24 protein-coding genes and 1 pseudogene are annotated in these 20,919 nt (G+C 53.3%); 2 read left to right on the forward strand and 23 right to left on the reverse strand.

The window, feature by feature from the left end:
- Window positions 1–11: 11 nt before the first annotated feature.
- The 10 genes from hisE to EVJ21_RS01695 are packed head-to-tail and all read right to left on the reverse strand — an operon-like array spanning window position 12 to window position 6,962.
- Complete coding sequence (gene hisE / locus EVJ21_RS01650) at window positions 12–320, reverse strand: phosphoribosyl-ATP diphosphatase (RefSeq protein WP_070327382.1); 309 nt, start codon at window positions 318–320, stop codon at window positions 12–14.
- Window positions 317–649 (reverse strand): phosphoribosyl-AMP cyclohydrolase, encoded by a 333-nt coding sequence (hisI, locus tag EVJ21_RS01655; protein ID WP_035386293.1) that lies wholly within the window; start codon window positions 647–649, stop codon window positions 317–319. Before hisI ends, hisE begins: the two co-directional genes overlap by 4 nt.
- Window positions 598–1,365 (reverse strand): imidazole glycerol phosphate synthase subunit HisF, encoded by a 768-nt coding sequence (gene hisF, locus EVJ21_RS01660; protein WP_070327383.1) that lies wholly within the window; start codon window positions 1,363–1,365, stop codon window positions 598–600. The genes hisI and hisF overlap by 52 nt, the downstream gene beginning before the upstream one ends.
- The gene (locus EVJ21_RS01665; RefSeq protein ID WP_131489811.1) at window positions 1,352–2,071 is read right to left on the reverse strand and encodes a 1-(5-phosphoribosyl)-5-[(5-phosphoribosylamino)methylideneamino]imidazole-4-carboxamide isomerase; all 720 of its coding nucleotides are present in this window, start codon (window positions 2,069–2,071) and stop codon (window positions 1,352–1,354) included. The genes hisF and EVJ21_RS01665 overlap by 14 nt, the downstream gene beginning before the upstream one ends.
- Window positions 2,049–2,636, reverse strand: coding sequence for an imidazole glycerol phosphate synthase subunit HisH (hisH, locus tag EVJ21_RS01670; RefSeq protein WP_071397365.1), 588 nt, complete (start codon window positions 2,634–2,636; stop codon window positions 2,049–2,051). Before hisH ends, EVJ21_RS01665 begins: the two co-directional genes overlap by 23 nt.
- Window positions 2,633–3,220, reverse strand: coding sequence for an imidazoleglycerol-phosphate dehydratase HisB (hisB, locus tag EVJ21_RS01675; protein ID WP_070327386.1), 588 nt, complete (start codon window positions 3,218–3,220; stop codon window positions 2,633–2,635). The genes hisH and hisB overlap by 4 nt, the downstream gene beginning before the upstream one ends.
- Window positions 3,207–4,223, reverse strand: coding sequence for a pyridoxal phosphate-dependent aminotransferase (locus tag EVJ21_RS01680; RefSeq protein WP_131489812.1), 1,017 nt, complete (start codon window positions 4,221–4,223; stop codon window positions 3,207–3,209). Before EVJ21_RS01680 ends, hisB begins: the two co-directional genes overlap by 14 nt.
- Window positions 4,220–5,437, reverse strand: a complete 1,218-nt coding sequence (hisD, locus tag EVJ21_RS01685) for a histidinol dehydrogenase (RefSeq protein ID WP_070327388.1) — start codon at window positions 5,435–5,437, stop codon at window positions 4,220–4,222. The genes EVJ21_RS01680 and hisD overlap by 4 nt, the downstream gene beginning before the upstream one ends.
- Window positions 5,434–6,042 carry an ATP phosphoribosyltransferase gene (gene hisG, locus EVJ21_RS01690; RefSeq protein ID WP_070327389.1) on the reverse strand — a complete coding sequence of 203 codons (609 nt, stop codon included), beginning with the start codon at window positions 6,040–6,042 and terminating at the stop codon, window positions 5,434–5,436. The genes hisD and hisG overlap by 4 nt, the downstream gene beginning before the upstream one ends.
- Entirely contained in the window at window positions 6,039–6,962 is a 924-nt protein-coding gene (locus EVJ21_RS01695) for an ATP phosphoribosyltransferase regulatory subunit (RefSeq protein WP_070327390.1), read from the reverse strand. The genes hisG and EVJ21_RS01695 overlap by 4 nt, the downstream gene beginning before the upstream one ends.
- A gap of 109 nt (window positions 6,963–7,071) precedes the next feature.
- Between EVJ21_RS01695 and hisJ the strand changes: the two genes are divergently transcribed.
- Together hisJ and EVJ21_RS01705 are read left to right on the forward strand one after the other, a co-directional pair.
- Entirely contained in the window at window positions 7,072–7,887 is an 816-nt protein-coding gene (gene hisJ, locus EVJ21_RS01700) for a histidinol-phosphatase HisJ (protein ID WP_131489813.1), read from the forward strand.
- 182 nt (window positions 7,888–8,069) lie between these two features.
- A complete protein-coding gene (locus tag EVJ21_RS01705) occupies window positions 8,070–9,161 on the forward strand; it encodes an RNA-guided endonuclease TnpB family protein (protein ID WP_131489814.1) in 1,092 nt (363 codons plus the stop codon).
- A 310-nt stretch (window positions 9,162–9,471) separates the two neighbouring features.
- Here the strand turns inward: EVJ21_RS01705 and EVJ21_RS01710 are convergent, their stop codons facing one another.
- The 13 genes and pseudogenes from EVJ21_RS01710 to EVJ21_RS01770 form a co-directional block, all read right to left on the reverse strand.
- Window positions 9,472–9,828 (reverse strand): hypothetical protein, encoded by a 357-nt coding sequence (locus EVJ21_RS01710; RefSeq protein ID WP_016509485.1) that lies wholly within the window; start codon window positions 9,826–9,828, stop codon window positions 9,472–9,474.
- Window positions 9,829–10,029: 201 nt separating this feature from the next.
- Window positions 10,030–10,605 (reverse strand): deoxycytidylate deaminase, encoded by a 576-nt coding sequence (locus EVJ21_RS01715; protein ID WP_131465208.1) that lies wholly within the window; start codon window positions 10,603–10,605, stop codon window positions 10,030–10,032.
- 49 nt (window positions 10,606–10,654) lie between these two features.
- Window positions 10,655–11,884: a toxic anion resistance protein gene (locus EVJ21_RS01720; RefSeq protein ID WP_131489815.1), complete on the reverse strand. Its 1,230-nt coding sequence runs from the start codon at window positions 11,882–11,884 to the stop codon at window positions 10,655–10,657.
- Window positions 11,868–12,584, reverse strand: a complete 717-nt coding sequence (locus EVJ21_RS01725; RefSeq protein WP_016509957.1) for a 5-bromo-4-chloroindolyl phosphate hydrolysis family protein — start codon at window positions 12,582–12,584, stop codon at window positions 11,868–11,870. The genes EVJ21_RS01720 and EVJ21_RS01725 overlap by 17 nt, the downstream gene beginning before the upstream one ends.
- A gap of 146 nt (window positions 12,585–12,730) precedes the next feature.
- Window positions 12,731–14,083 (reverse strand): sodium-dependent transporter, encoded by a 1,353-nt coding sequence (locus EVJ21_RS01730; protein ID WP_070327396.1) that lies wholly within the window; start codon window positions 14,081–14,083, stop codon window positions 12,731–12,733.
- 125 nt (window positions 14,084–14,208) lie between these two features.
- On the reverse strand, window positions 14,209–15,081 hold the full coding sequence (locus EVJ21_RS01735) for a diacylglycerol/lipid kinase family protein (RefSeq protein ID WP_131440138.1): 873 nt from the start codon (window positions 15,079–15,081) through the stop codon (window positions 14,209–14,211).
- Window positions 15,078–16,583, reverse strand: a complete 1,506-nt coding sequence (locus EVJ21_RS01740; protein WP_070327398.1) for an ABC transporter permease/substrate-binding protein — start codon at window positions 16,581–16,583, stop codon at window positions 15,078–15,080. Before EVJ21_RS01740 ends, EVJ21_RS01735 begins: the two co-directional genes overlap by 4 nt.
- A 58-nt stretch (window positions 16,584–16,641) precedes the next feature.
- A pseudogene (locus EVJ21_RS01745) lies at window positions 16,642–17,310 on the reverse strand (ABC transporter ATP-binding protein); the annotation flags it as partial.
- A 107-nt stretch (window positions 17,311–17,417) separates the two neighbouring features.
- A complete protein-coding gene (locus EVJ21_RS01750) occupies window positions 17,418–18,140 on the reverse strand; it encodes a 3D domain-containing protein (protein ID WP_131465212.1) in 723 nt (240 codons plus the stop codon).
- 225 nt (window positions 18,141–18,365) lie between these two features.
- Window positions 18,366–18,830: a GDYXXLXY domain-containing protein gene (locus tag EVJ21_RS01755; protein ID WP_016509950.1), complete on the reverse strand. Its 465-nt coding sequence runs from the start codon at window positions 18,828–18,830 to the stop codon at window positions 18,366–18,368.
- The gene (locus EVJ21_RS01760; RefSeq protein ID WP_070327402.1) at window positions 18,827–20,011 is read right to left on the reverse strand and encodes a DUF2157 domain-containing protein; all 1,185 of its coding nucleotides are present in this window, start codon (window positions 20,009–20,011) and stop codon (window positions 18,827–18,829) included. The genes EVJ21_RS01755 and EVJ21_RS01760 overlap by 4 nt, the downstream gene beginning before the upstream one ends.
- 17 nt (window positions 20,012–20,028) lie before the next feature.
- The gene (locus tag EVJ21_RS01765; RefSeq protein ID WP_035386447.1) at window positions 20,029–20,229 is read right to left on the reverse strand and encodes a DUF2187 family protein; all 201 of its coding nucleotides are present in this window, start codon (window positions 20,227–20,229) and stop codon (window positions 20,029–20,031) included.
- A gap of 41 nt (window positions 20,230–20,270) precedes the next feature.
- Entirely contained in the window at window positions 20,271–20,897 is a 627-nt protein-coding gene (locus tag EVJ21_RS01770) for an NUDIX hydrolase (protein ID WP_083274014.1), read from the reverse strand.
- Window positions 20,898–20,919: the final 22 nt, after the last annotated feature.

The raw sequence follows: 20,919 nt of genomic DNA on the forward strand, positions 1-20,919 counted from the left end.
CCCTTTGTCTGTCACCATTCCGTGACGTCGCGGCGCGGTTTCGCCGGTGTCGTCGTCCCATGCCGTTCGGCGAGCAACGTCTCGACGTCATGTAAGGAGACGCCTTTGGCTGCGAGCAAGACGAGCAAGTGGTACAACAAATCAGCCGTCTCTTCGACCAAGTCTTCATCGTTCAATGCCGCAATGACGACCTCGAACGACTCTTCCCCAAACTTTTTCGCGATTTTGTCTAACCCTTCATCAAACAAGTACGACGTATAAGAACCTTCTTTCGGCTCTGTCTTTCGTTCTTGAATCAGTTTTTCGAGTTCGTGGATCATGTGTTCACCTCCGTAAAAAAGCAACTGCGATTTCCGGTATGGCACGTCGGTCCGTTCGCATGGACGCGGACTAACAGCGCGTCTTGATCGCAATCGACATGGATGCTCTCAAGGTCGAGCGTGTTGCCGCTCGATTCACCTTTCATCCAAAGCCGCCCTTTCGAACGTGACCAGAACGTGACGATATTCGTCTCAAGCGTCTTCTGAATCGCCTCATCGTTCATATAACCTAGCATGAGCACGGCGTTATCTTCCGTCGAAACGATAATCGCCGGGATTAGTCCGTTTGCGTCGTAACGAACCGCATCGGCAAGTTGTTCGCGCTGCATACGTGCTTCACCTCTTCTACTGTCGTTTTTCGGTCGTGCAAGATCGAAGCGAGTAAGGCGGCGTCGACTGTTTCAAGTGCCTCGACGACGTGTTCAGCGTTCCCGGCCCCGCCTGAGGCGATGATCGGGATATCGACCGCTGCCCGTAGCAATTCGAGAATTTTTAAATCATAGCCACTCTGTTTCCCGTCTTGGTTCATCGACGTGACGAGCAGCTCCCCGGCCCCGAGTTCAGCGACGCGCTTGGCCCAATCGACTGCCGTCAGCTCGGTCCGGTGTTTCCCGCCGTACGTGTATACGTAATAGTCACCTTCTTCGAAACGGACGTCGATGGCGACGACGATACACTGGGAACCGAAACGTTCGGCTGCCCGCTTGATCAAGTCAGGTGACTCGACGGCGAGCGTGTTGAGCGACACTTTGTCGGCTCCTGCTTTGAGCAGGGACGAGATGTCTTCAAGTGAACGGATGCCGCCCCCGACCGTGAGCGGGATGAACACTTTTCGGGCGACGGCACTGACGACGTCAAGCATCGTCTGTCTTCGTTCCGTGCTTGCCGTAATGTCTAGAAAGACAAGTTCATCCGCACCTGAGGCGTCATAGTACTTGGCAATCTCGACAGGGTCACCGATGTCACGCAGTTCGACAAACTCGATGCCTTTGACGACACGTCCGTCTTTCACGTCTAAACATGGGATGATTCTACGCTTTAGCATGTCGCGCCTCCCATTCGATCAAGTCGTCAAGACTGACTTTGCCAGACAAAAGCGCTTTCCCGACGACCGCCTCATCAATTCCGGCCTCACTCAGTGCCTTGACGTCGGCTTCGGTCGTGACACCGCCCGAGGCGATGAGCGTGACCGAGACAGCTGCCCGGAGCGCCTTCATGCGCTCTAAGTTCGGTCCGTTCAGTTTCCCGTCCGAACCGATGTCCGTGTAAAGAATCGTCTCGACCCCGCGGCTGGCGAGATCGATGGCCACATCGATGTCTTTTAGTTCGGTCGCGTCTTGCCAGCCGTTGATGGCGACGATGCCGTCATAGGCGTCAAGGGCGACGGCGACACGACTCCCGTACTTGGCGAGTGCCCGGTCCAGGAAATCAGGATCGGTGAACGCCTTCGTACCGAGCAGGACACGGTCCACACCAGTAGCCATGACAGCATCAAGCGCTGCTTCGGAGCGAATCCCTCCGCCCGTCTGGACGAAAAAGCCGCACGATTTGGCGAAACGGACGACATCGAGATGTTTCGGCTCACCAGCTTTCGCTCCTTCTAAATCGATCAAGTGGAGCATCGGGACGCGCCCGGTCCATTCTTTTAACTTCTCATACGGGTCGCCGTATTGCTCTTCCGTGTTGAAATCTCCTTCAGTCAGGCGGACAATCTTGCCGCCGATTAAGTCAATTGCCGGTAGCAGTTTCACGTTCGACCGCCTCCTTCCATTCTTTTAATAAGCTGAGTCCGAACGCGCCGCTCTTCTCCGGGTGAAATTGCATCCCGGTCACGAGACCTGATCGGACGATGGCCGGTACGCGCTCTCCCATATAGTCAGCTGAGGCGACGATATTGTCGTCAGCGGTCACGACGTGATACGAGTGGACGAAATAGACGTCCTCGTCGCGTAAAATCGAGTTCCAACCGACGTGAGGCAACCGTTTGGCCCGCATCCGTTCGACCCGTCCTTCAATCAAACCAAGTCCTGGCGTCGGCATGCCTTCCGTGCTCGACTCGAATAACAGTTGCATCCCGAGACAAATCCCAAGCAACGGCTTCTCTGTCGCCACTCGCTTGAGCAACGGAATGAGTCCCGTGTCCTCAAGCGACTGCATCGCTTGCGGGAACGCACCGACGCCAGGCAAGAGGATGGCGTCGGCCGCTTCGATTTCAGCCGGATCGTTCGTGATCGTGACGTAACAACCGATCGCTTGTAGCGCCCGTTCGACGTTGAAGACGTTTCCCATGCCGTAGTCAATCACCGCGACGTTCATCCTTCGATCCGTCCTTTCGTCGAAGGGAGGCGGTCGAGCCCGTCTTTCCCGATCGCTTCGGCGAGGGCGCGGCCGAACGCTTTGAACAGCCCTTCGATCATATGGTGCGAGTTCGAGCCGTATAACACGTCAAGATGGAGCGTCAACCGCGCGTTCATCGCGACGGCGCGGAAGAACTCTTCCGCGAGTTCCGTGTCGAAGTCACCAAGCTTCGGATTGTTGATTTCAGCTCGGTAGACGAGGAACGGGCGTCCCGAGACGTCGATGACGGCCCGGGCGAGTGTCTCGTCCATCGGCAAGTAGCTCGTCCCGTAGCGACGGATCCCGACTTTGTCCCCGAGCGCTTCTAAGATCATCTGCCCGAGGGCGATGCCGACGTCTTCGACCGTGTGGTGCGCATCGACCCACGTGTCCCCTTCGACTTGCACCGTTAAGTCGATGCGGCTATGGAAGGCGAACAGTGTCAACATATGGTCGAAAAAGCCGACGCCTGTCTTAATGTCACTTTGACCTGTACCGTCTAAATCGAGGCGAAGCTCGATGTTCGTTTCTTTCGTCTCACGTTTAATTTCAGCTGTTCTCAAAAGAAGTCACCTCTTCTAACATTTGTTTGATGAATCGATACGCCTCGTCCGTCCCCGCACTGACGCGCAGTCCGGTCGGAAACGCACGGACGTGGACACCGTAAGCGAGGAACCGCTCGGCCCACATCTCACTATTGGGCGTCTCGACGTATAGGAAGTTAGCCCGGCTCGGCAAGACGTTGCCGATTGGCGCGAGCAGTCGTTCGAGCTTTTGACGTTGCCCGTTATGGAAGGCGATGGACTGAGCGATATAATCCGGGTCGTCAAGGACGACGGTCGCAACAGCCGCGCTCAATCCACTGACGTTGAACGGCGAGCGGAACCGGTCGATCTTCTCGATCAAATCGGGATGGGCGATCATGAAGCCGATCCGTAAGTTCGCGAGTCCGAACGCTTTCGATAACGTCCGCAAAATGATGACGTTCGGGTAATCCGCGAGTCGCGACTTGAAGGAATCACTCATCGTGAAGTCGATATACGCCTCGTCGACGACGAGGTACGGGACTTGTTTCGCAATCATTTCTAATTGGTCGAGCGTCCACATCTTCCCGGTCGGATTGTTCGGGTTCGACACGAGCACAAGTTTCGGTTCGTTCGCTTCAATCAATCGAAGCAATGAATCGATCGTGAGGCCGTCTGCCTCAGGTTGGAAGAACTGGCCCCGGGCGATGTGCGCGTAAATGCCGTACATCGAAAAGTCGGGTGCCGGTGCCAAGACGACGTCTTCTGTGTCGAGAATGGCTTGACAAAGTATGGCGAGCAGCTCATCGCTGCCGCTCCCGACCATCAATTGGTCAGTTTGTACACCCGCATAAGTCGCATAGCTAGTTTTAAGGGCCGTCAGCTCATCGACCGGATAACGGCTGAGTGAGCGGAGCGTCACGAGCTGAATCGCTCGTTGCAGGCGCTCCGGCAGCTCGAATTGACTCTCGTTTTGATTTAGCGCGTATCCGCTCACCGCATGTGGGACATAGCGCGGGATCGCTGTATAGTTACGTCTCATACGTCCTCCAATCGGACCGCCATCGCTCGGGCGTGTCCTTCAAGCTGTTCTTGTCTCGCGATTCGGATCGCGGCGCGTGTGACCGCTTCGTCGATCGCTGTCATCTCGAGAAACGTCTGTCTGCGGTAAAAATCATCGACCGACAGTCCGCTCGAGAAGCGGGCCGTCCCGCTCGTCGGCAAGACGTGGTTCGGTCCGGCAATATAGTCACCGAACGCCTCGGCCGCCTCATGGCCGAGGAAGAACGAGCCGCCGTGGCGAATCTGTGCCATATAATCGGCTGGATCTGTCACCGCAAGTTGCACGTGTTCGGCCGCCATATCGTTCGCGTAGCGAATTGCTTCTGCTTTCGTTTTGACGAGAACGCCTCCGCGCTTGAGCGCTTCGACCGCGATGTCGCGACGTGGCAGATCGAGCAGTTGCTTGTCCAGCTCAGACCGAATCGCTTCGGCCTGTTCACTTGTCGTCACGAGGGCGAGTGCTGTCGCTTCGACGTCATGCTCGGCTTGCGCGAGCAGGTCGGCTGCGACCCATCTAGGATTGGCCGTTTCGTCGGCGATGATCAACACTTCGGACGGACCGGCGACGGAATCGATCCCGACGAAATGCGAGACGAGTGACTTCGCGGTCGCCACATAAGCGTTGCCCGGCCCGACGATCTTATCGACGGCCGAAATCGTCTCGGTGCCGAACGCGAGTGCGGCGACGGCTTGGGCGCCACCGACGAGATAACATTCGTCGGCACCGGCAATCTTCGCGGCAATCAACAGCGATAAGTCGATCCCGCCTTGTTTCGGTGGCGTCACCATGACGACCCGCTTCACTCCGGCCACTTTCGCTGGGATGATGTTCATCAACACACTCGACGGGTAGACCGCCGTCCCGCCAGGCACATAGACGCCGACCGAATCGAGCGGCATGAACCGACGACCGAGCCGGAACATCTCATCTTCGAAGACGTCGTCTTGACGCTGTTGCCGCGCATGAAACGTACGGATCCGTTCGGCCGCGAGCGTTAGCGCCTCGGTCAATTCCCGATACGCCTCCGGCGGTTCAAACGTCTCAAGGTCGACCGTTTCAATCACATCGACCCCGTCAAATTGCGTCGTCCATTCGAGGAGCGCCGCGTCACCTCTCGCCTCAACCGATTCTAAAATCGGTTTGACGGCTTCTGCCCACTGTTCTCGGCGCGTGCGATTCGTTTGTCCGTTCATCTGTCTGCCTCCTTGCTTAACCGGCGAATCCACGCTTTCAATTCGTCCGGGTCGTTCGCGAGCGCTGTCTCGCTCGTGATGAATTTCGCGTTAACCGTGAAAATCGTCTCATATTCTTCTAAATCGTTCGCGCGAAGCGTCGCCCCCGTCTCGACGATATCGACGATGCAGTCGGCGAGACCGGTCAACGGCGCGAGTTCGACCGAACCGTTCAAAGCGATCACTTCGACGTTTTGACGTTTCGAGGCAAAGTGCGAGATGGCGATATTCGGATACTTGCTGGCAACTTTCAGCTTCTTCGTACCGTTTCTCCGTTCTCTCGGACCACATACCGCCATACGGCAACGGCCGAATGGCAAATCGACGACTTCGAGGACGCCTGGTGTCTTCTCGCGTAAAATGTCGCCGCCGACGACTCCGACGTCCGCTGCGCCATGCATGACGTATTTATAGACGTCATCGCCTTTGACGAAGATGAATTCATGACCGTCTACTTCGACGGTCAACTCACGGCCCCGCTTTTCCGGCCAAACGGTGAGACCGACTTGTTCAAAATACTCACGGGCCGCTGTTTCGATGCGCCCTTTCGCGATTGCGACTTTCATTTGATCACCTCACCTAACTGTTCTAAGTCGAGCGATAGTCCGAAGGCACGTCGCGACTGTCCGAAATGCCCGTATAACGAGTCGTAACGGCCACCTGAGAGGACGCGTCTGCCGTCGATACTGCCGGTCACGGTCAAACCTGAATAATAATCAAAGTCGCCGGTCTGTCCGAAGTCGTACGAGACGTTCAATCCGATCGCACGTAGATGTTCGACCGCATGCTCCACTTCGTCGATGGCCGGTTTTAAGCCCGGTTCCGCGAGGTCGCGTAACTCTGCTAACGCCGAGTCACCGATCAAGAACGGCAGCTTGGCGATCAACGGGTATTGATACGATTCTGCGAGGTCGCGAAGTGACTCCAAATTACGGAGTGCTAAGTATTGACGCAACGTCCGTTCCGGGATACCGGCCTCGTTCGCCACTAACGCGATCAATGCAGCAGATCCGACTTGGATGCGTAAGCTTCCTTTCGGCAGGACCCGTTCCGTCATACTAAGGAACGATTCGATCAACTCCATATCTTTTGAATCCCCATCGATCCATTCAAGACCGAGTTGCTGACGTTCATGCGGTTGTCCCGAATGCTTCGGCGTGCGTCGATAGACGGCACCGGCATAAGCGACGCGCATCGGTTCATGTCCGTCGGCGAGCTTCCTTGCAATCTGGAGCGTGTAGTCCGGTCGCATGACGAGCAACTCCCCATCGTTGCCGAACAAGCGGTAATACGCCGACTCATCGAAGAGTGCGAGATCTTGATAATGGGAATAGTATTCAACGAGCGGCGGCTCGATCACACTATAGCCGTCCCCCTCGGCCCGCTCTAAAAATGATTTTATCCATTGCTTCGGACGCAGCACGTCCTCACCTTGCAACTCGTGCCATCCTTCCGGGATGGATCCTTTTTTATTGAACCAAATCATCAGTATCACCCTTTACCTTATTATCACTTTACCAAACTAAAGTAGTGTGTTAAATTTATCAAATCAAGCCAATGCTGTCAACCGGCGAACTCGAAAGGAACGATGTTTGATGATTGATTATACCCATGATGGCCACGTCCATACCCCATTTTGTCCGCACGGATCGACCGATTCACTCAACGCGTACGTCGAACAAGCACTTGCTCAAGGCGTTCGGACGCTGACGTTCACCGAGCACGCCCCGCTGCCGGTACGTTTCATTGATCCGACGCCAGATCAAGACTCGGCGATGGCGCTCGACTTATTGCCCCGTTATATAGAAGAGGTCGGGCAGTTAAAACGAGATTACGCCGAAAGACTCGAGATCCGGATTGGTCTCGAGATCGATTATTTGCCGGGATATGTCGATGAGACGCTCGCCTTGCTCGAGCCCTATCGCTCATACCTCGACGAGACGATCTTGTCTCAACACTTTCTACAAGTCGAAGGCGAGCTCCTGCCCGTCGACTTCTCACCGGAGACGTTTGATGCGCTCGTCAGCCGGATCGGGTCGTTCGAAGAAGTGCTACACCGGTATTACGAAGCGCTCGAGACCGGGTTACAGTTCCCGTGGGAGCGACTGAACGTCGCGCGCATCGGGCATATCGATTTACCGATTAAATATCAGACGAACTACTCATGGGACCGTGCGAACGTCAAAGACGCCGAGTCGCGACTGTTGCGTACAATCGCCTCACGCGGGTTCGGACTAGACTTCAACACCGCCGGTCTCCGTAAAGCCGCCTGCGGACAGCCATACGCCATGGCCGTCGCCGCTGAAGCGACCCGGCTCGGCATCCCACTCGTGCTCGGTTCGGACGCCCATATCGCGGCAGATGTCGGTGCCGACTTTAACATAATTAAGCGAGAATTCTCCCACCTCTAAGCGTCTGGGGCGAAGCCCAGCGTAGGTGGGAGATGGATCGCCCGTACATAAACCTCTTGGCCACCCCTGTGACAGATATGACGAACGGAAGTTCGTGATTCCGTCGGATTTCCCTTCCCCCGCCGCGGGTATCGGATGTAGAAGACACGCATCACGACCATCGGCCGAGAGGAGGCGGAGACATGCTGAAGGGTTACAAATACCGGCTCCACCCGACGGCGGCACAGGCCGAGTTTCTGGTACGAACGATCGGCTGTGCCCGCTTTATCTACAACAAGCTGCTCGAGGACCGCATCGCCATCCACGAGGAGGCGAAGGCTGGGACCGGCCCGAAGCGAAAACTGCCGACACCGGCCTCGTACAAGCCCCTGTTCCCGTTCCTCGCCGAGGCGGACAGCCTCGCGCTCGCGAACGCGAAGCTTCACCTCGACGCGGCGTTCGCGAAGTTCTTCGCCGGGACGGCCGGCTTCCCGGTGTTCAAGTCGAGACGGAAATCACGCGCGTCCTACACGACGAACAACCAGCACGGCACGATCCGCATCGAGGGGGACCGGGTCCGGCTCCCGAAGGTCGGGTTCATCCGCTTCACACAGCACCGAATCTTCGACGGCGTCATTCGGTCGGCGACCGTGTCGATGACGAAGACGGGCAAGTTCTTCGTGTCGCTCCTCGTCGAGCAGCCCGACGAGCCGTGGGTCCCGGCCGAGCACAAGATCGGGATCGACCTCGGCCTCGGGGACTTCGCCGTCATGACGAACGACGCGCTCGTCACGGAGAAGGTCCCGAACCCGCGCAACCTGCGCGAGGCCGAGGAACGGCTGAGACGGGCGCAGCGCTCGCTCTCCCGCAAGAAGCCCGGCAGCCGGAACCGCGAGAAGGCGCGGCTCCTATTGGCCAAAAAGCATGAAAAGGTACGGAACCGCCGACATGACTTCCTCCACAGGCTGTCACGACGCATCGTCGACGAGAACCAAGTCGTCGTCGTCGAGACGCTGAAACCGAGGGAGATGATGCAGGACCGCCGCCTGGCAAAGTCGATCGGGGACGCCGGATGGGGCGAGTTCGTCCGCCAGCTCGCCTACAAATGCAGGTTCCACGGCCGCACACTGATCCAGGCCGACCCGTGGTTCGCCTCGACCCAGGTCTGTTCGGCCTGTGGCGAGAACGGCGGCAAGAAGGACCTGCACGTCCGCGAGTGGACATGCGCCGTATGCGGCACGCACCATGACCGCGACGTCAACGCGAGCCTCAACCTGTTGCGCCTCGCGGACTGAAACACCCCAGGGCAGGGACTGCCCGACGAGCTTGGTCCACAACCGTGGCTGGTCAAAGCACGGTCTTCCCAAGAAGCTCCCACTTCAAGTTGCGAAGCAAATAAGTGGTGAGTAGTTCACAAATATGCAAAAAAAAGCCACGTTCCTATGAACGTGGCTCCTTAACAGCGATCTAGCTATCTAGATCCCCATGTTTGGTTTGTCGACAACGATATGGCGTTCCATTTCTTCATCTACTATCTATATTACCACACTCGTCACGAGTTACAAGACAAAATTAAAAAGGATGACCCGAAAGTCATCCTAACTTTTAAACTGCCATTTCGGCATACATGTCTTTTAACTGTTTCGTCGCGGCTTCATCCATCTGAAGGGCGACGAGCTCGACGAAGCGTAGGGCTGGATCGGTATCACCTGACAGGGCGACGATTTCAGCAGCCGCGCCGTCAAGGGCGAGTAGAATTCCTGAGACACCTAGCGTCGGGTAGTAACGGAGCAACGCCCGGACATGCTTCATCTCGGAGACGTCATTCCCATTAATTTTGAGTGATTTAACAGCCAGCTCTTTGTGCGTGCCGATGGCAAATTTATCTTCCCATACCTCTTCAAGTGTGATCAACGCTTCCACATCATAGGCACCATCTGTGAAACGAACTAGTTTTTCCATGTGACATATCCCCTCTCGTTTATCTACTCTTATTATAAAAAAGATTCAGCGGAATAGTTTGTGAAATATTGAACATTATGTGTAAACTTTGTCTCACCTCATGATTAGACATAAAAAAAGGCCCCTCCGAGGAGGGGCAAATAATGGAAGAGTAAAACACCATTGGCAGTACATTAATAATATAACATCGAATGTAAACGTTTACAATGTGTTTTTGAAACTTTTTTCAAGCGGCATATGTAAGACGTCAATCCCGCTTTCCCGCATCAAATCAAGGCCATCCCCGTGCTCATAACCGACAGCGTACACGACTCGGGCCACGCGCGCCGCGATGAGCGCGAGAGAACAAGAATGGCATGGTGAATGGGTCACATAAGCCGTAGCACCGAACGCGTTCGTCGAATCAGCGGCCAATTTTCCGATCGCATTGATCTCGGCATGGATCTCATGTTGTTTTGACCAATTGTGATGTTCGAACGGGTCGCTACATTTAACAAATGTCACACCTTGCTCGATGATGCGCACAGACGGCTCGGTCAAGTCGACCGTATCATCCGTCACATATTCGGCTCGTTGGTAAAATCCGTCATCACGTTTTAAAAAGATTTCATTACAGTTCGTATGTCCCGGCGGTGTCCCGTTCAATCCGATCGAGATCGGTTTCTCATCTTTGACGATGACACAGGCGACACTCTTCGAGGCACATTTCGAGTGCCGTTCCGCCATCATATCGGCGAACTGCAACCACGTCTCGTCCCACAATCGTTGTTTCTCCATCCTGATCCTCCTCATGGAAAAAGAAAGTCTGAATGCTCAGACTTTCTTTTTAGTATCCAGTCTCTTTTGGCAACTCTTTATTCTTTGAGGCAATTTCGATGACTTTTTCTTTCAGTTCGTGCTCCATCCGATCGAGCTCACGTTCGGCCTCACGACGCTTCTGCTTGCCTTCCTGTTGGATACGCAGCGTTTCGTCGAGCGTTGACAATAGATTCTCGTGCGCGACTTTGAGCGATTCGACCGAAACGATCCCTTTTTCGTTCTCGGTTGCGATCTCGATCGACGAGTCTTTCAACATTTTCGAGTTTTGTTCGAGCAGTTGGTTCGTCGTCTTCGTGACGTCTTGCTGCATCCGGAGTGCCGTTTTCTGGCGCGTCAAACTGAGAGCGAGGACGACTTGGTTTTTCCAAAGAGGAATCGTATTGACGACAGCCGACTCGATTTTCTCCGCTAAGATTTGGTTATTTTGTTGGATGACACGGATTTGTGGTGCCATCTGCAGACTGATCGTCCGACTCAACTTCAAATCATGCAACTTCTTCTCGAACCGGTCTGTCAGTTGAATCATATCGTTTAGCTGTTGCAGCTTCACTTGATCTCTCGTCGTTTCGACTTCTTGACGGAGCGGCGCGATCTCGTGATCGCGAACGTGGTCGAGCTTCGTCTCACCGGCTGCGATATAGACGTTCAATTCTTCGAAGTAGCGCTTGTTCTTGTCATACATTTGATCGAGCATCGTAATGTCCTTCATCAGACCGAACTTGGCTCGGTCGAGATTGTGAATGACTTCTTCCAAATAGACGTTCATTTTTTCAAATTGAAGCTTATAGTTTTCAGCTTTCTTTTTCGCTCGTCCGATGAGCGGCAAGTTGTCCATAAAACTCTTCTTCTCCGGTTGAAGCATATCCGGGTCCATCTTCCGAACGTTTTGCATCAAATCGGATAGTAACTTGCCTGCGTCACCACCGTCTTTCATGCGGACCTCGGTCAAAATCTGGTCAGAGAATTGAGATAGTTCACGTTGGACGTTCGATCCGAATAACATGACGGAGTCTGTTTTTTTAATATCAATCGACTCGGCGATCCGGGTGATTCGTTCCCGATGTTGTTGCGGCACGTCGGCTTTCGGTTGGATGGCCGGCACCTCATGTTTTTCTGTCATCGAGGACCAATCCACAGACGGGTCAGAGATTTCCTCTGTCTCGGTCTTTGTTTTCGTCTGTGAAGTGAGCTCTTCTTCTGGCCATGACTGCCAGTTCGTTTCATTCGATGAAGTCATGTTTTTTTCTCCCTTCCGGTTGATCTGCCAATACCCGTTCCATCATGATCAATTCGCGTTCGAAGTCGACAGCGTCGTCTTCGAGCAGACGGCTCCGTTGCTCTTTGAACTTATCGACGATGAGCCGCATATTGGTGATCAGTTGCTCTCGTGTCTCTTCTTGAATGACGACACGTTTTCCTTCTAGTTCTTTAAATTTCAAGACGACGGACACGAGCGAGTCCAAATAAAACGTGAACAGATCTCTGACGTGCTTCGCGTCTTGAGGGTTCTCGAACAATTCGGCAAACAGTTCGTGGGCCTCTCTCGAGACCGCCTTCATTTCACGACGAACTTCGACATCTTTTATTTCAGGCAAGATACGATCGATCTGCTGGAGTTTCTCGTACCCTTGCTCGATCGTCCGTTGTAAAAATTGTAGTTCCAAGTCGTCTGTCGCTTCGAACTGACGGACCGGTGCCACATCTTCCATCGGCTTAAGGATGCGAGAACCGACGAACGGTTCTTCTTCATCGAGCAGCAGTTTTTTCTTCGCCCGTTTCGCTACCGGTGCGGGTGCCCGCTTACGCCGTTTGTTACTCGACCACACCTCGTTCAATACGAGCGCCCCGACGATGATAAACAGCCAGGAGAAATCAAACACACTTATGGCAAAATACAGGATCGCCCCAGTCAGGGCCCATTTCATCCATGTCTTCATCCTTGTCACCTCGTCTCATGATACTTCTATTGTACCTTACGTGAACCGTCAACAAAAGTTTCGTCATCTTTATAAGCTTAGCATAATGACGACGTTCACTCTCTCGGTCGCAAGTACGAAAAAAAGCAAGGGGAAGTTCCCCTTGCTTAGCTGATTACCCATGTCGAGACCATAACGATTGCGACCGTCACCGGGATGACGTAACGAATGAGGAAACGCCATACCGGATACAGTTTAGCGCCTGTCCCGGACGTTTTAATCTCGTCTTGCAAAATACGCTCATCGACGACATGTCCGACAAAGATCGACGTGAGTAACGCACCTGTCGGCATGAGGATGTAACTGACGACATAGTCCATCGAGTCAAAGAACGTACGGCCGTTCAAGAACTGCAACTCACTCATCAGTCCGAACGATAAGGCCGAGGGGATCCCGACAGCGAACACGATGGCCGCCGAGAGGAGCGTGACGTTACGCTTCGACATCGTTTGTTTCTTCTCGTTCAATTTATCCGTCACACCGGCGACGACGACTTCGAGCATCGCGATCGAAGACGTGATCGAGGCGAACGTGAACAATAAGAAGAACAATACCATGAAGAAGCCGCCGAGTGGGACTTGGTTAAATACGGCCGGCAACACGACGAACAGGAGCGCCGGGCCTTCTGCCGGATCGAGCCCCGAGGCGAAGACGGCCGGGAAGATGGCGAGCCCCGCTAAAATTGAAACGGTGACGTTCAACAAGACGATCATATTTGCCGAGCGGTTAAGCGTCCCTTTCGTTTGAATGTACGAGGCGTATGTGAGCATCGCCGCCACCCCGAGCGACAGCGAGAAGAACGCTTGCCCGAGCGCGAACAAGACCGACTCGCCGGTCAGTGCCGAGAAGTCAGGCTGCAAGAAGAAGCGGACCCCTTCCATGGCACCGTCAAGTGTCAACGAGCGGATGACGAGCACGATGAAACTGACGAACAGGAGCGGCATTAAAATTTTGCTCATCCGCTCGATTCCGCCTTCTACCCCTTTCAAGACGATGAGTAGCGTGATCAATAAGAACAAAAATTGTCCGAAGACGGCAATCCCAGGAGATGCGACGACGTCCGCGAACACGGTCCCGAACTCGTCAGGTGACCGGCCGCTGAGCGTCCCGCTCAAGCCGAGCCCGACGTAGATCAACACCCATCCACCGATGACACTGTAGAATGATAGCAGTAAGAAGCAAGCGATTACGCCGAGGTAACCGACCAATGTCCAACGGCGATGGCCAAGTTTTTTAAAGGCAAGGAGCGCCGTCTTTTGCGTCGAACGCCCGACGATGAACTCACCAATGAGAAGCGGCAGACCGAGTAAGAATGTGAATGCTAAAAACATGAGTAAAAAGGCGCCGCCCCCACTTGTTCCCGTGACATATGGAAATTTCCAGATGGCACCGAGACCGATTGCGGACCCTGCGGCCGCTAAAATGAATCCAATTTTTGAGGCGAACGAATTTTGCGCCATTACTATCCCTACTTCCTAATTTCATTTCATTTTCATAATAATAGTGAAATACTAACACGGTTCAGAAACGAGAACAACAAAAAACAGAGAAAAGTCTGAATTCTTTCCTCTGCCTTCGTAAACGATTATGGGACGAGAAATGTCAGCTCATTCGGCAACACTTCAATCTGTAAATGATCCGTCTCAAAGTGTTCACCGTCCACATCGATGACTTGTGGCTCACGTAAAAACACATCAAGTTGCTCCATTTGGAGATGGACCCATTCTGGCGACGACTGTTCGAGTCCGAGCTGTTGCGTCAATAGCTGACGAATCATCGGGAAGCCGATGGCCGAGCTATGGACGACTTCGACGAGACCGTCCGTGAACGATTGCGTCGCGAGCTTCGTCGGGACCGTTCCGAGATAGGCACCGTTGCCGACGTATAGAAAACTGACGGCCCCATCGTGGATGACCTCGCCCGCCCGCTCGATACGGACCTTGAACGGATCGAGTTCGCGGAACTGACGGATCGTCGCTAAAAAGTATCCGATCGAGCCGAGCGTTTCTTTTTGGAGCGGATCGATCTGTCGGGAAGCGTCCGCGATCAATCCGACCCCGACAAAGTTGAGACCGAACCGGTCGTTGACACGCATCACATCGACCGATTGCTGCTCGCTCATTTTAAACAGGCGAGCCGCCTCAATCGGTTCGACAGGCAGATCAATCGCCCTCGCGAAGTCGTTGCACGTCCCCGCCGGTACGAGACCGACGCTCGGACGTTCGTCACGAGGCAACGCCATCAATCCGTTGACGACTTCATGAAGCGTCCCATCCCCACCGATGACGATCAAATGATCGAACCCACTGCTCGTTCGAGCAAGGTGCGCTGCATCCCCTTCAGCTAGCGTCTTTCGGATGAGAATCTCTTGATACATCGACTCGATTGTCCCGACCACTTCGCCGAGCATCGTCTCGCTCGCACCCGACTTCGGGTTCGAAATGATCATCGCCTTCATAATAGACCCGCTTGTTCCAAGAAGTCTTCGGCCACGTCGTAGGCCCGTTCTTTCCCGTAAGCGACCCGACGGTTCAATTCAGACATCTCTTCGTCAGTGATGAGTCCGCCCAACTGGTTGAGCGCGTCCTCGATTTCCGGATGTTCTTCAAGCGTTTCTGCTTTCAAGAGTGGAGCACCTTGATAAGGCGGGAAGAACTGTTGATCGTCTTCTAACACGAGCAGGTCGTTTTCGGCGATATCCGGGTCGGTCGCATACGCATCAACAAGATTGACGTCGCCCCGTGCGATGGCGCGGTAACGAAGTTTCTGCTCCATCGAAACGACAGAAGGGAAATCAAGTCCGTACGCTTGCTGAAGTCCTGGATATCCGTCTTCACGGTCCGTGAACTCGAGCGTGAACCCGGCCTGGATGTCATTTTGCACGCTACGTAAATCAGAAATCGTCGTGACGCCTTCAGTTTCCGCATAGTCACGCGGGATCGCGATGGCGTACGTGTTATTGAACTGCATCGGTTCAAGTAAAGCGAAGCCGTCGTCTGCTAGCGCATCCCGTGCTTGTTCGTACACTTCACGGGCATCGTTTGAATTCGGTGTTTCTTTCACTAAACTCGCGAGTACCGTCCCGGTGAATTCAGGATAAATATCGACATCACCGGATTTTAAAGCTCCCCATACGAACGTCGTCTCTCCGAAGTTCGGACGGACCGATACGGTCAGATCCGTCTCTTCTTCGATCAACAGTTTGTACATGTTCATCAAGATCTCCGGCTCGGGACCGAGCTTCCCGGCGACGACGAGGTCGGTCTGTTGGGTGCGTCCCAATGCGAGCGGTGCTGCGATAATTAACGCCAAGACGGTCGATACGGCGATCAGCTTCGTCTTGTTGCGGGTCGCCGTCGCACCTTCCATTTGACGGAGCAAGAAGTCGAACAGTAATGCGAGAATGGCTGCTGGAATCGCTCCGAGCAAAATCAAATAGTTGTCGTTTCGGTTAATTCCAAGCAGGATCAACGTCCCGAGTCCGCCTGCTCCGACGAGTGCCGCCAGCGTGGCTGTACCGACAATTAACACCATCGCCGTTCGAATCCCGGCCATGATGACCGGTAGTGCGAGCGGTAGTTCGACTCTCATCAAACTTTGGTTCGGTTTCATGCCGCAACCTTGCGCGGCTTCGATCAGTGACTTATCGACTTCGTTCAACCCTGTGAACGTATTGCGAAGGATTGGCAACAACGCGTACAGAACGAGCGCAATCGTGGCAGGAAGTGCACCGATCCCAACGAGCGGAATCATAAGACCGAGTAGAGCCAAAGAAGGAATCGTTTGGATGATGGCGGTGAAGCCGATTGCCGTTTCAGCCACTTTTTTACGCCGCGTCAGCCAGATACCTAGCGGGACCGCAATCAACACCGCAATCAAAAGGGAGACGACAGAAAGTTGTAAATGCTCGATTAGCGCTTCGACCAATTCCCCGCGTCGGTTTTGGAACGTTTCAAGCATCTACCTCACCTCTTCCGTGTTGTGTAAAGTCGAGCACGAACGGATCATCACTCGCTCGAATCTCGTCAGGCGTGCCGACGATGACCAGTTTCCCGTCACGCATGAGAGCGATCCGGTCCCCGAGTTTCATCGCCTCCTCAATGTCATGAGTGACGAACAGAATCGTCTTCCCTAACTCATCGTTCAACCGTTTGATGTCATCTTGGAGCTGGGCCCGACTGATCGGATCGAGCGCCGAGAACGGTTCATCCATTAAAATGACTTCCGGGTCGGCCGCGAGCGCTCGCAGGACGCCGACTCGTTGTTGTTGACCACCCGACAGTTCAGGCGGTTTTTTAGAACGGAGGACAGGGTCGAGACCGGCGATTTTCATCAGTTCGGTCACACGGTCTTTCGTCTTCGTCTTCGGCCATTTCAATAGGTCCGGAACGACGGCGATGTTCTCTTCGACCGTCAAATGCGGGAACAATGCGATTTGTTGGAGCACATAGCCGATGTTGCGTCGCAGTTCATAAATATCGAACTGATAGATTTCGCGCTCATCAATCAGGATTTTCCCGTCAGTGTGGTCAATCAGACGATTCACCATCTTCATCGTCGTCGTCTTGCCACAACCTGATGGCCCAATCAATACGAAAATCTCTCCTTTTCGTACCGTCAAACTCAAGTTTTCGACGGCCAATGTCCCATCATCATAACGCTTGGAAACATTTTGAAATTCAATCAACACAATCCCTCCTCGGCTTTTCACGTTATATGAAAGTCAAATATTAGTTTGCCCGTTTCCAACGATTGTTAAACAACAAAAGGTTCTCCCGCGGGAGAACCTTTTCGTTATGGAAGTGTGATGGTAACGTGGCGACGACCCCAATTGATCGCCTCGCTCTTCGTATCGACGAGTAGATCGACGATGTTGCCTTTAATGCGTCCCCCTGTATCGAGAGCGATCGCTTGACCGATCCCTTCGATCTGTACGACCGTACCGAGCGGGATGACGCCCGGATCGACGGCGATGATGCGCATGCCGTTATAAAAAATCGAATCCGTCACGTCGTGTCCCGTCGCCGTCAACACCCGGCCTCCGTATGAGCCATTGTCTGCCGCATCATTCGTGTAAGCTGTCGACTCGGCTTGAATGACGCGCCCGCTGCTTGTCGAGACAGGTGTCGCCACAGCGTTTGTCGTGGCTTGCTCTGCTTTCGCTTGCTTTGCCGTCGCTTCTGCCTGGCGTTTCGCTGCTTCTGCAAGCCGCGCTTCCTCAGCCGCGATTCGCTTGGCTTCCGCCAACCGTTTCGCTTCCCGCTCTGCCTGCTGCTTGGCTTGTTCTTCTGCCACTCGTTTCTCTTCAGCGAGGCGCTTCTCTTCCGCGAGTCGCTTTTCACGCTCGATTTTTTGTTGGCGTTCAAGCTCGATCGCAATCCGTTCCAATTCAAGCGGGTTTTGTACGATTTTCTGTTCTGTTCCGATTCCAATTTGAGCGGCGTGGGCAGTCGTAGATACCACGAACGTACCGGCTAGGACAAACAGAAGCGTCATCATATATTTTAAGAATGTCATTGAAATTAGGTCATCCCTTTCTCGTCTTCTAACGAACAGGAGTAAATTTACCATGCCGTCTCGAACCCGAGAAGTGGTTTTGACGAAGTGAAATATTGCTGACATATGGGCGAACGCTTAGTTACAGATTGTAACAATTGCCGAAAACGTTGCTATACAAGCGACCTAACAAAAAAATTACAGATCGGTTACAAACGTTCTCGTAACAAATCTGTAATCTGTTTGTCATTCTGTTTCAGCTTCGATTGGACGTAAATCATGAGCCCGGACCATCCCCCAAGGCGCCACATCGACTTCAACTTCGAACGTTTTCGCACCTTCGATCACAGCTTTCTCGTCCTCGGCGACACGGTATGAACTCATGTCGGTGATGAAGACTTGGCGATCGTAATATTCAGCCCGCGTCCCACCAAAGAACGGTCGGGAGCTGACCCGGTCGATTGTGGCAAAACCAGCGTCATCCGTTTTGAATGAGACGTAGACCGTCCCGGAATCGACATCTTGTCGCCCTTGCAACGAATCGAACTCGAGATAGACGTAATCCCCAAAAAATGGGTCATACGGCTCGTACGACGTCGCTTTGAACGTATACGACTGGCCGAACCAAGACACCGCATAAACGAGCAAGATAAAACCGATGGCAATCAATACTTGTACGATCGGTACAAGCCAAGGAGTGATTCGTTTCATGTCCGAGCATCCCCTCTCGTACGGCTACGCCACCACAACGCGAGCGACAACGCGAATACGATCAACGCCCCGATCAAGAAGAAGAGCGAGATGTCGAGCCGGTCCCAAACATAAATGAAGTAGATCGTCATTTGGACAAGTAAGAAATAGATGAACGCCAAAACGATCGGTTTCCGCTCATGGTCTTGCATGATCAAGTAAGCGAGCGCCACCACTTCAAGCAAGATCGCGAGTAAGATACCTGAATCTTCGAATAGCGAGAACGGGATGACCGCGAGTAGGCTCACCCACAGCAAATCGGGGCGACGATGTGTCAAGTACACAGCCACGAGGACGACGGAAAGCAGCGTGGCCTCGATGACGGACGGCTGACGTTGAGACAACCAACCCTCGGTCGCATTGACCAAGTAACCGATGGACAAGATGGCAGCGACGAACAAGTAGAGATACTGCCACTGAGCCCGCTCCCGGTAGACGAGGAACAGGATATGCAGTGCTGCGAGTGCCCAAAGCGGCCAAAACCGTCCCTCGTAATCGATATACTGACCGATCGTGAGCAACAGTCCGTAAAAGCTGAACCAGGCGAAAATCCGGTCGAGCTCGTTATCACCGTAATGGAACCAAACCCACGTCACGAGCAGGCCGAACAGGATGAGTGTGATCCCGATTCCTTGAAAACTGTTCGTGACCGCTAAAAAAGCGGCTAGCGCTGCGATGAACGTGAAGATCGGGTGCTTATAGATCAGTTTGTGCAGGACGGCGACAGCAAAGAATAGCCAGAACAGAAGCGGTAGTTGCGAGGAAAGATTATACGTTGTGAAGATGACAATCATCGTGGCGACGAAGAAAACGACGCCGAGGACGCGGAACAACGTCACATACCGAGGGGCTTTCACTTGAAGCCGCTCCGCTGCTACGTACATCCCGAGCATGAAGACAAGGAATATGGATACTTTGACGAGGTCTGGGATCGCTTGCCAGTTGGCGGCGACAAAACTGAATAGACTAAGGGCGAGCAGGATTGATCCGATAATGACAAGAATTGGCGGTTTGTGCTCACGTTTGTCACTAACCGCCAATTTCTTATATTCAAAATCAATCAACCGTTGACCGGTCGTTTCATCTAGCAAACCCGCCTCTTTCCATTCACGAACTTTTTTGTCAATGGACACCTGAATCATCCCTTTCGGTTAAAAGGTCAGCTGGCGCGTTCAATCAATTCCAATTCTTTTTTCAACAAAACTTGTTTCTCAAACTCGAGGCCGAGCTGTTGATATTCCTCCATGATGGAAACGTCCCCGATGACCGTATTCGTTAATACGGCAGTCACTTCTGCGACCCATCCTTCACGAGTTGACTTAACGATATCACCCACAGCGAATTCTAAAGACACACCCATTCACTTCCAATCTTAAATTTGTTTTTATCATTATAACTAAATTATATAGGTTTGAATACGTTTTCTTTTGTACATTTGATGAATTGTGACAAAATTTTTCCAGTCAATCCCCAAATAATGTAGTCTTCATGTTCGTAAAAAGGTTCTCTCATTTTAATTACCCGTTTTTCATACGCTTTAGCGTTCGCCATTCGGTCAAACGGAATATTTTGATCCGGATTCATCGTCCATTCCATCTCGCCGTGAAACGGATCAATTAACAGTAACGTTTCGACGGGAACGGTGAACAAATGATCGACTTCATCCGTTTGACGTACGTCCGGAACTGTCGGAATCATCCCGACGAACGGATAGATGAGTTGACGGTGCGGCGTGGCGAGCGGCTGTAAGCGACCGATGACCTCGATCGTCTCGAGCGGTACCTCGAGTTCTTCACTCGTCTCTCGGACCGCGGCCTCGACAGGTGTCTCCCCTCGCTCGAGCCGACCTCCCGGGAACGAGATCTCTCCGGGTTGGCGCCGCATCGTATGGGCCCGGACTTCAAAGACGACGTGCCAGACGTCATCGATTCGCGTCAACGGGATCAAGACGGCGGCGGTCTGTTCATAATTCTCTTCCATCGAGAAACTTTCTCGTAATTTCGCTTCAGTAACCCATGATTGTTTCATGATTTTCAACCTCGCTCTCTCT

Source organism: Exiguobacterium sp. SH0S2 (genome assembly GCF_004337185.1).
GTDB classification, from domain to species: Bacteria; Bacillota; Bacilli; order Exiguobacteriales; family Exiguobacteriaceae; genus Exiguobacterium; species Exiguobacterium aurantiacum_A.

Coding starts and splice junctions, on each gene's coding strand:
- hisE (WP_070327382.1), bottom strand. CDS start 320: ATGATCCACGAACTCGAAAAACTGATTCAAGAACGAAAGACAGAGCCG.
- hisI (WP_035386293.1), bottom strand. CDS start 649: ATGCAGCGCGAACAACTTGCCGATGCGGTTCGTTACGACGCAAACGGA.
- hisF (WP_070327383.1), bottom strand. CDS start 1,365: ATGCTAAAGCGTAGAATCATCCCATGTTTAGACGTGAAAGACGGACGT.
- hisH (WP_071397365.1), bottom strand. CDS start 2,636: ATGAACGTCGCGGTGATTGACTACGGCATGGGAAACGTCTTCAACGTC.
- EVJ21_RS01680 (WP_131489812.1), bottom strand. CDS start 4,223: ATGAGACGTAACTATACAGCGATCCCGCGCTATGTCCCACATGCGGTG.
- hisD (WP_070327388.1), bottom strand. CDS start 5,437: ATGAACGGACAAACGAATCGCACGCGCCGAGAACAGTGGGCAGAAGCC.
- hisG (WP_070327389.1), bottom strand. CDS start 6,042: ATGAAAGTCGCAATCGCGAAAGGGCGCATCGAAACAGCGGCCCGTGAG.
- EVJ21_RS01695 (WP_070327390.1), bottom strand. CDS start 6,962: ATGATTTGGTTCAATAAAAAAGGATCCATCCCGGAAGGATGGCACGAG.
- hisJ (WP_131489813.1), top strand. CDS start 7,072: ATGATTGATTATACCCATGATGGCCACGTCCATACCCCATTTTGTCCG.
- EVJ21_RS01705 (WP_131489814.1), top strand. CDS start 8,070: ATGCTGAAGGGTTACAAATACCGGCTCCACCCGACGGCGGCACAGGCC.
- EVJ21_RS01710 (WP_016509485.1), bottom strand. CDS start 9,828: ATGGAAAAACTAGTTCGTTTCACAGATGGTGCCTATGATGTGGAAGCG.
- EVJ21_RS01715 (WP_131465208.1), bottom strand. CDS start 10,605: ATGGAGAAACAACGATTGTGGGACGAGACGTGGTTGCAGTTCGCCGAT.
- EVJ21_RS01720 (WP_131489815.1), bottom strand. CDS start 11,884: ATGACTTCATCGAATGAAACGAACTGGCAGTCATGGCCAGAAGAAGAG.
- EVJ21_RS01725 (WP_016509957.1), bottom strand. CDS start 12,584: ATGAAGACATGGATGAAATGGGCCCTGACTGGGGCGATCCTGTATTTT.
- EVJ21_RS01730 (WP_070327396.1), bottom strand. CDS start 14,083: ATGGCGCAAAATTCGTTCGCCTCAAAAATTGGATTCATTTTAGCGGCC.
- EVJ21_RS01735 (WP_131440138.1), bottom strand. CDS start 15,081: ATGAAGGCGATGATCATTTCGAACCCGAAGTCGGGTGCGAGCGAGACG.
- EVJ21_RS01740 (WP_070327398.1), bottom strand. CDS start 16,583: ATGCTTGAAACGTTCCAAAACCGACGCGGGGAATTGGTCGAAGCGCTA.
- EVJ21_RS01750 (WP_131465212.1), bottom strand. CDS start 18,140: ATGACATTCTTAAAATATATGATGACGCTTCTGTTTGTCCTAGCCGGT.
- EVJ21_RS01755 (WP_016509950.1), bottom strand. CDS start 18,830: ATGAAACGAATCACTCCTTGGCTTGTACCGATCGTACAAGTATTGATT.
- EVJ21_RS01760 (WP_070327402.1), bottom strand. CDS start 20,011: ATGATTCAGGTGTCCATTGACAAAAAAGTTCGTGAATGGAAAGAGGCG.
- EVJ21_RS01765 (WP_035386447.1), bottom strand. CDS start 20,229: ATGGGTGTGTCTTTAGAATTCGCTGTGGGTGATATCGTTAAGTCAACT.
- EVJ21_RS01770 (WP_083274014.1), bottom strand. CDS start 20,897: ATGAAACAATCATGGGTTACTGAAGCGAAATTACGAGAAAGTTTCTCG.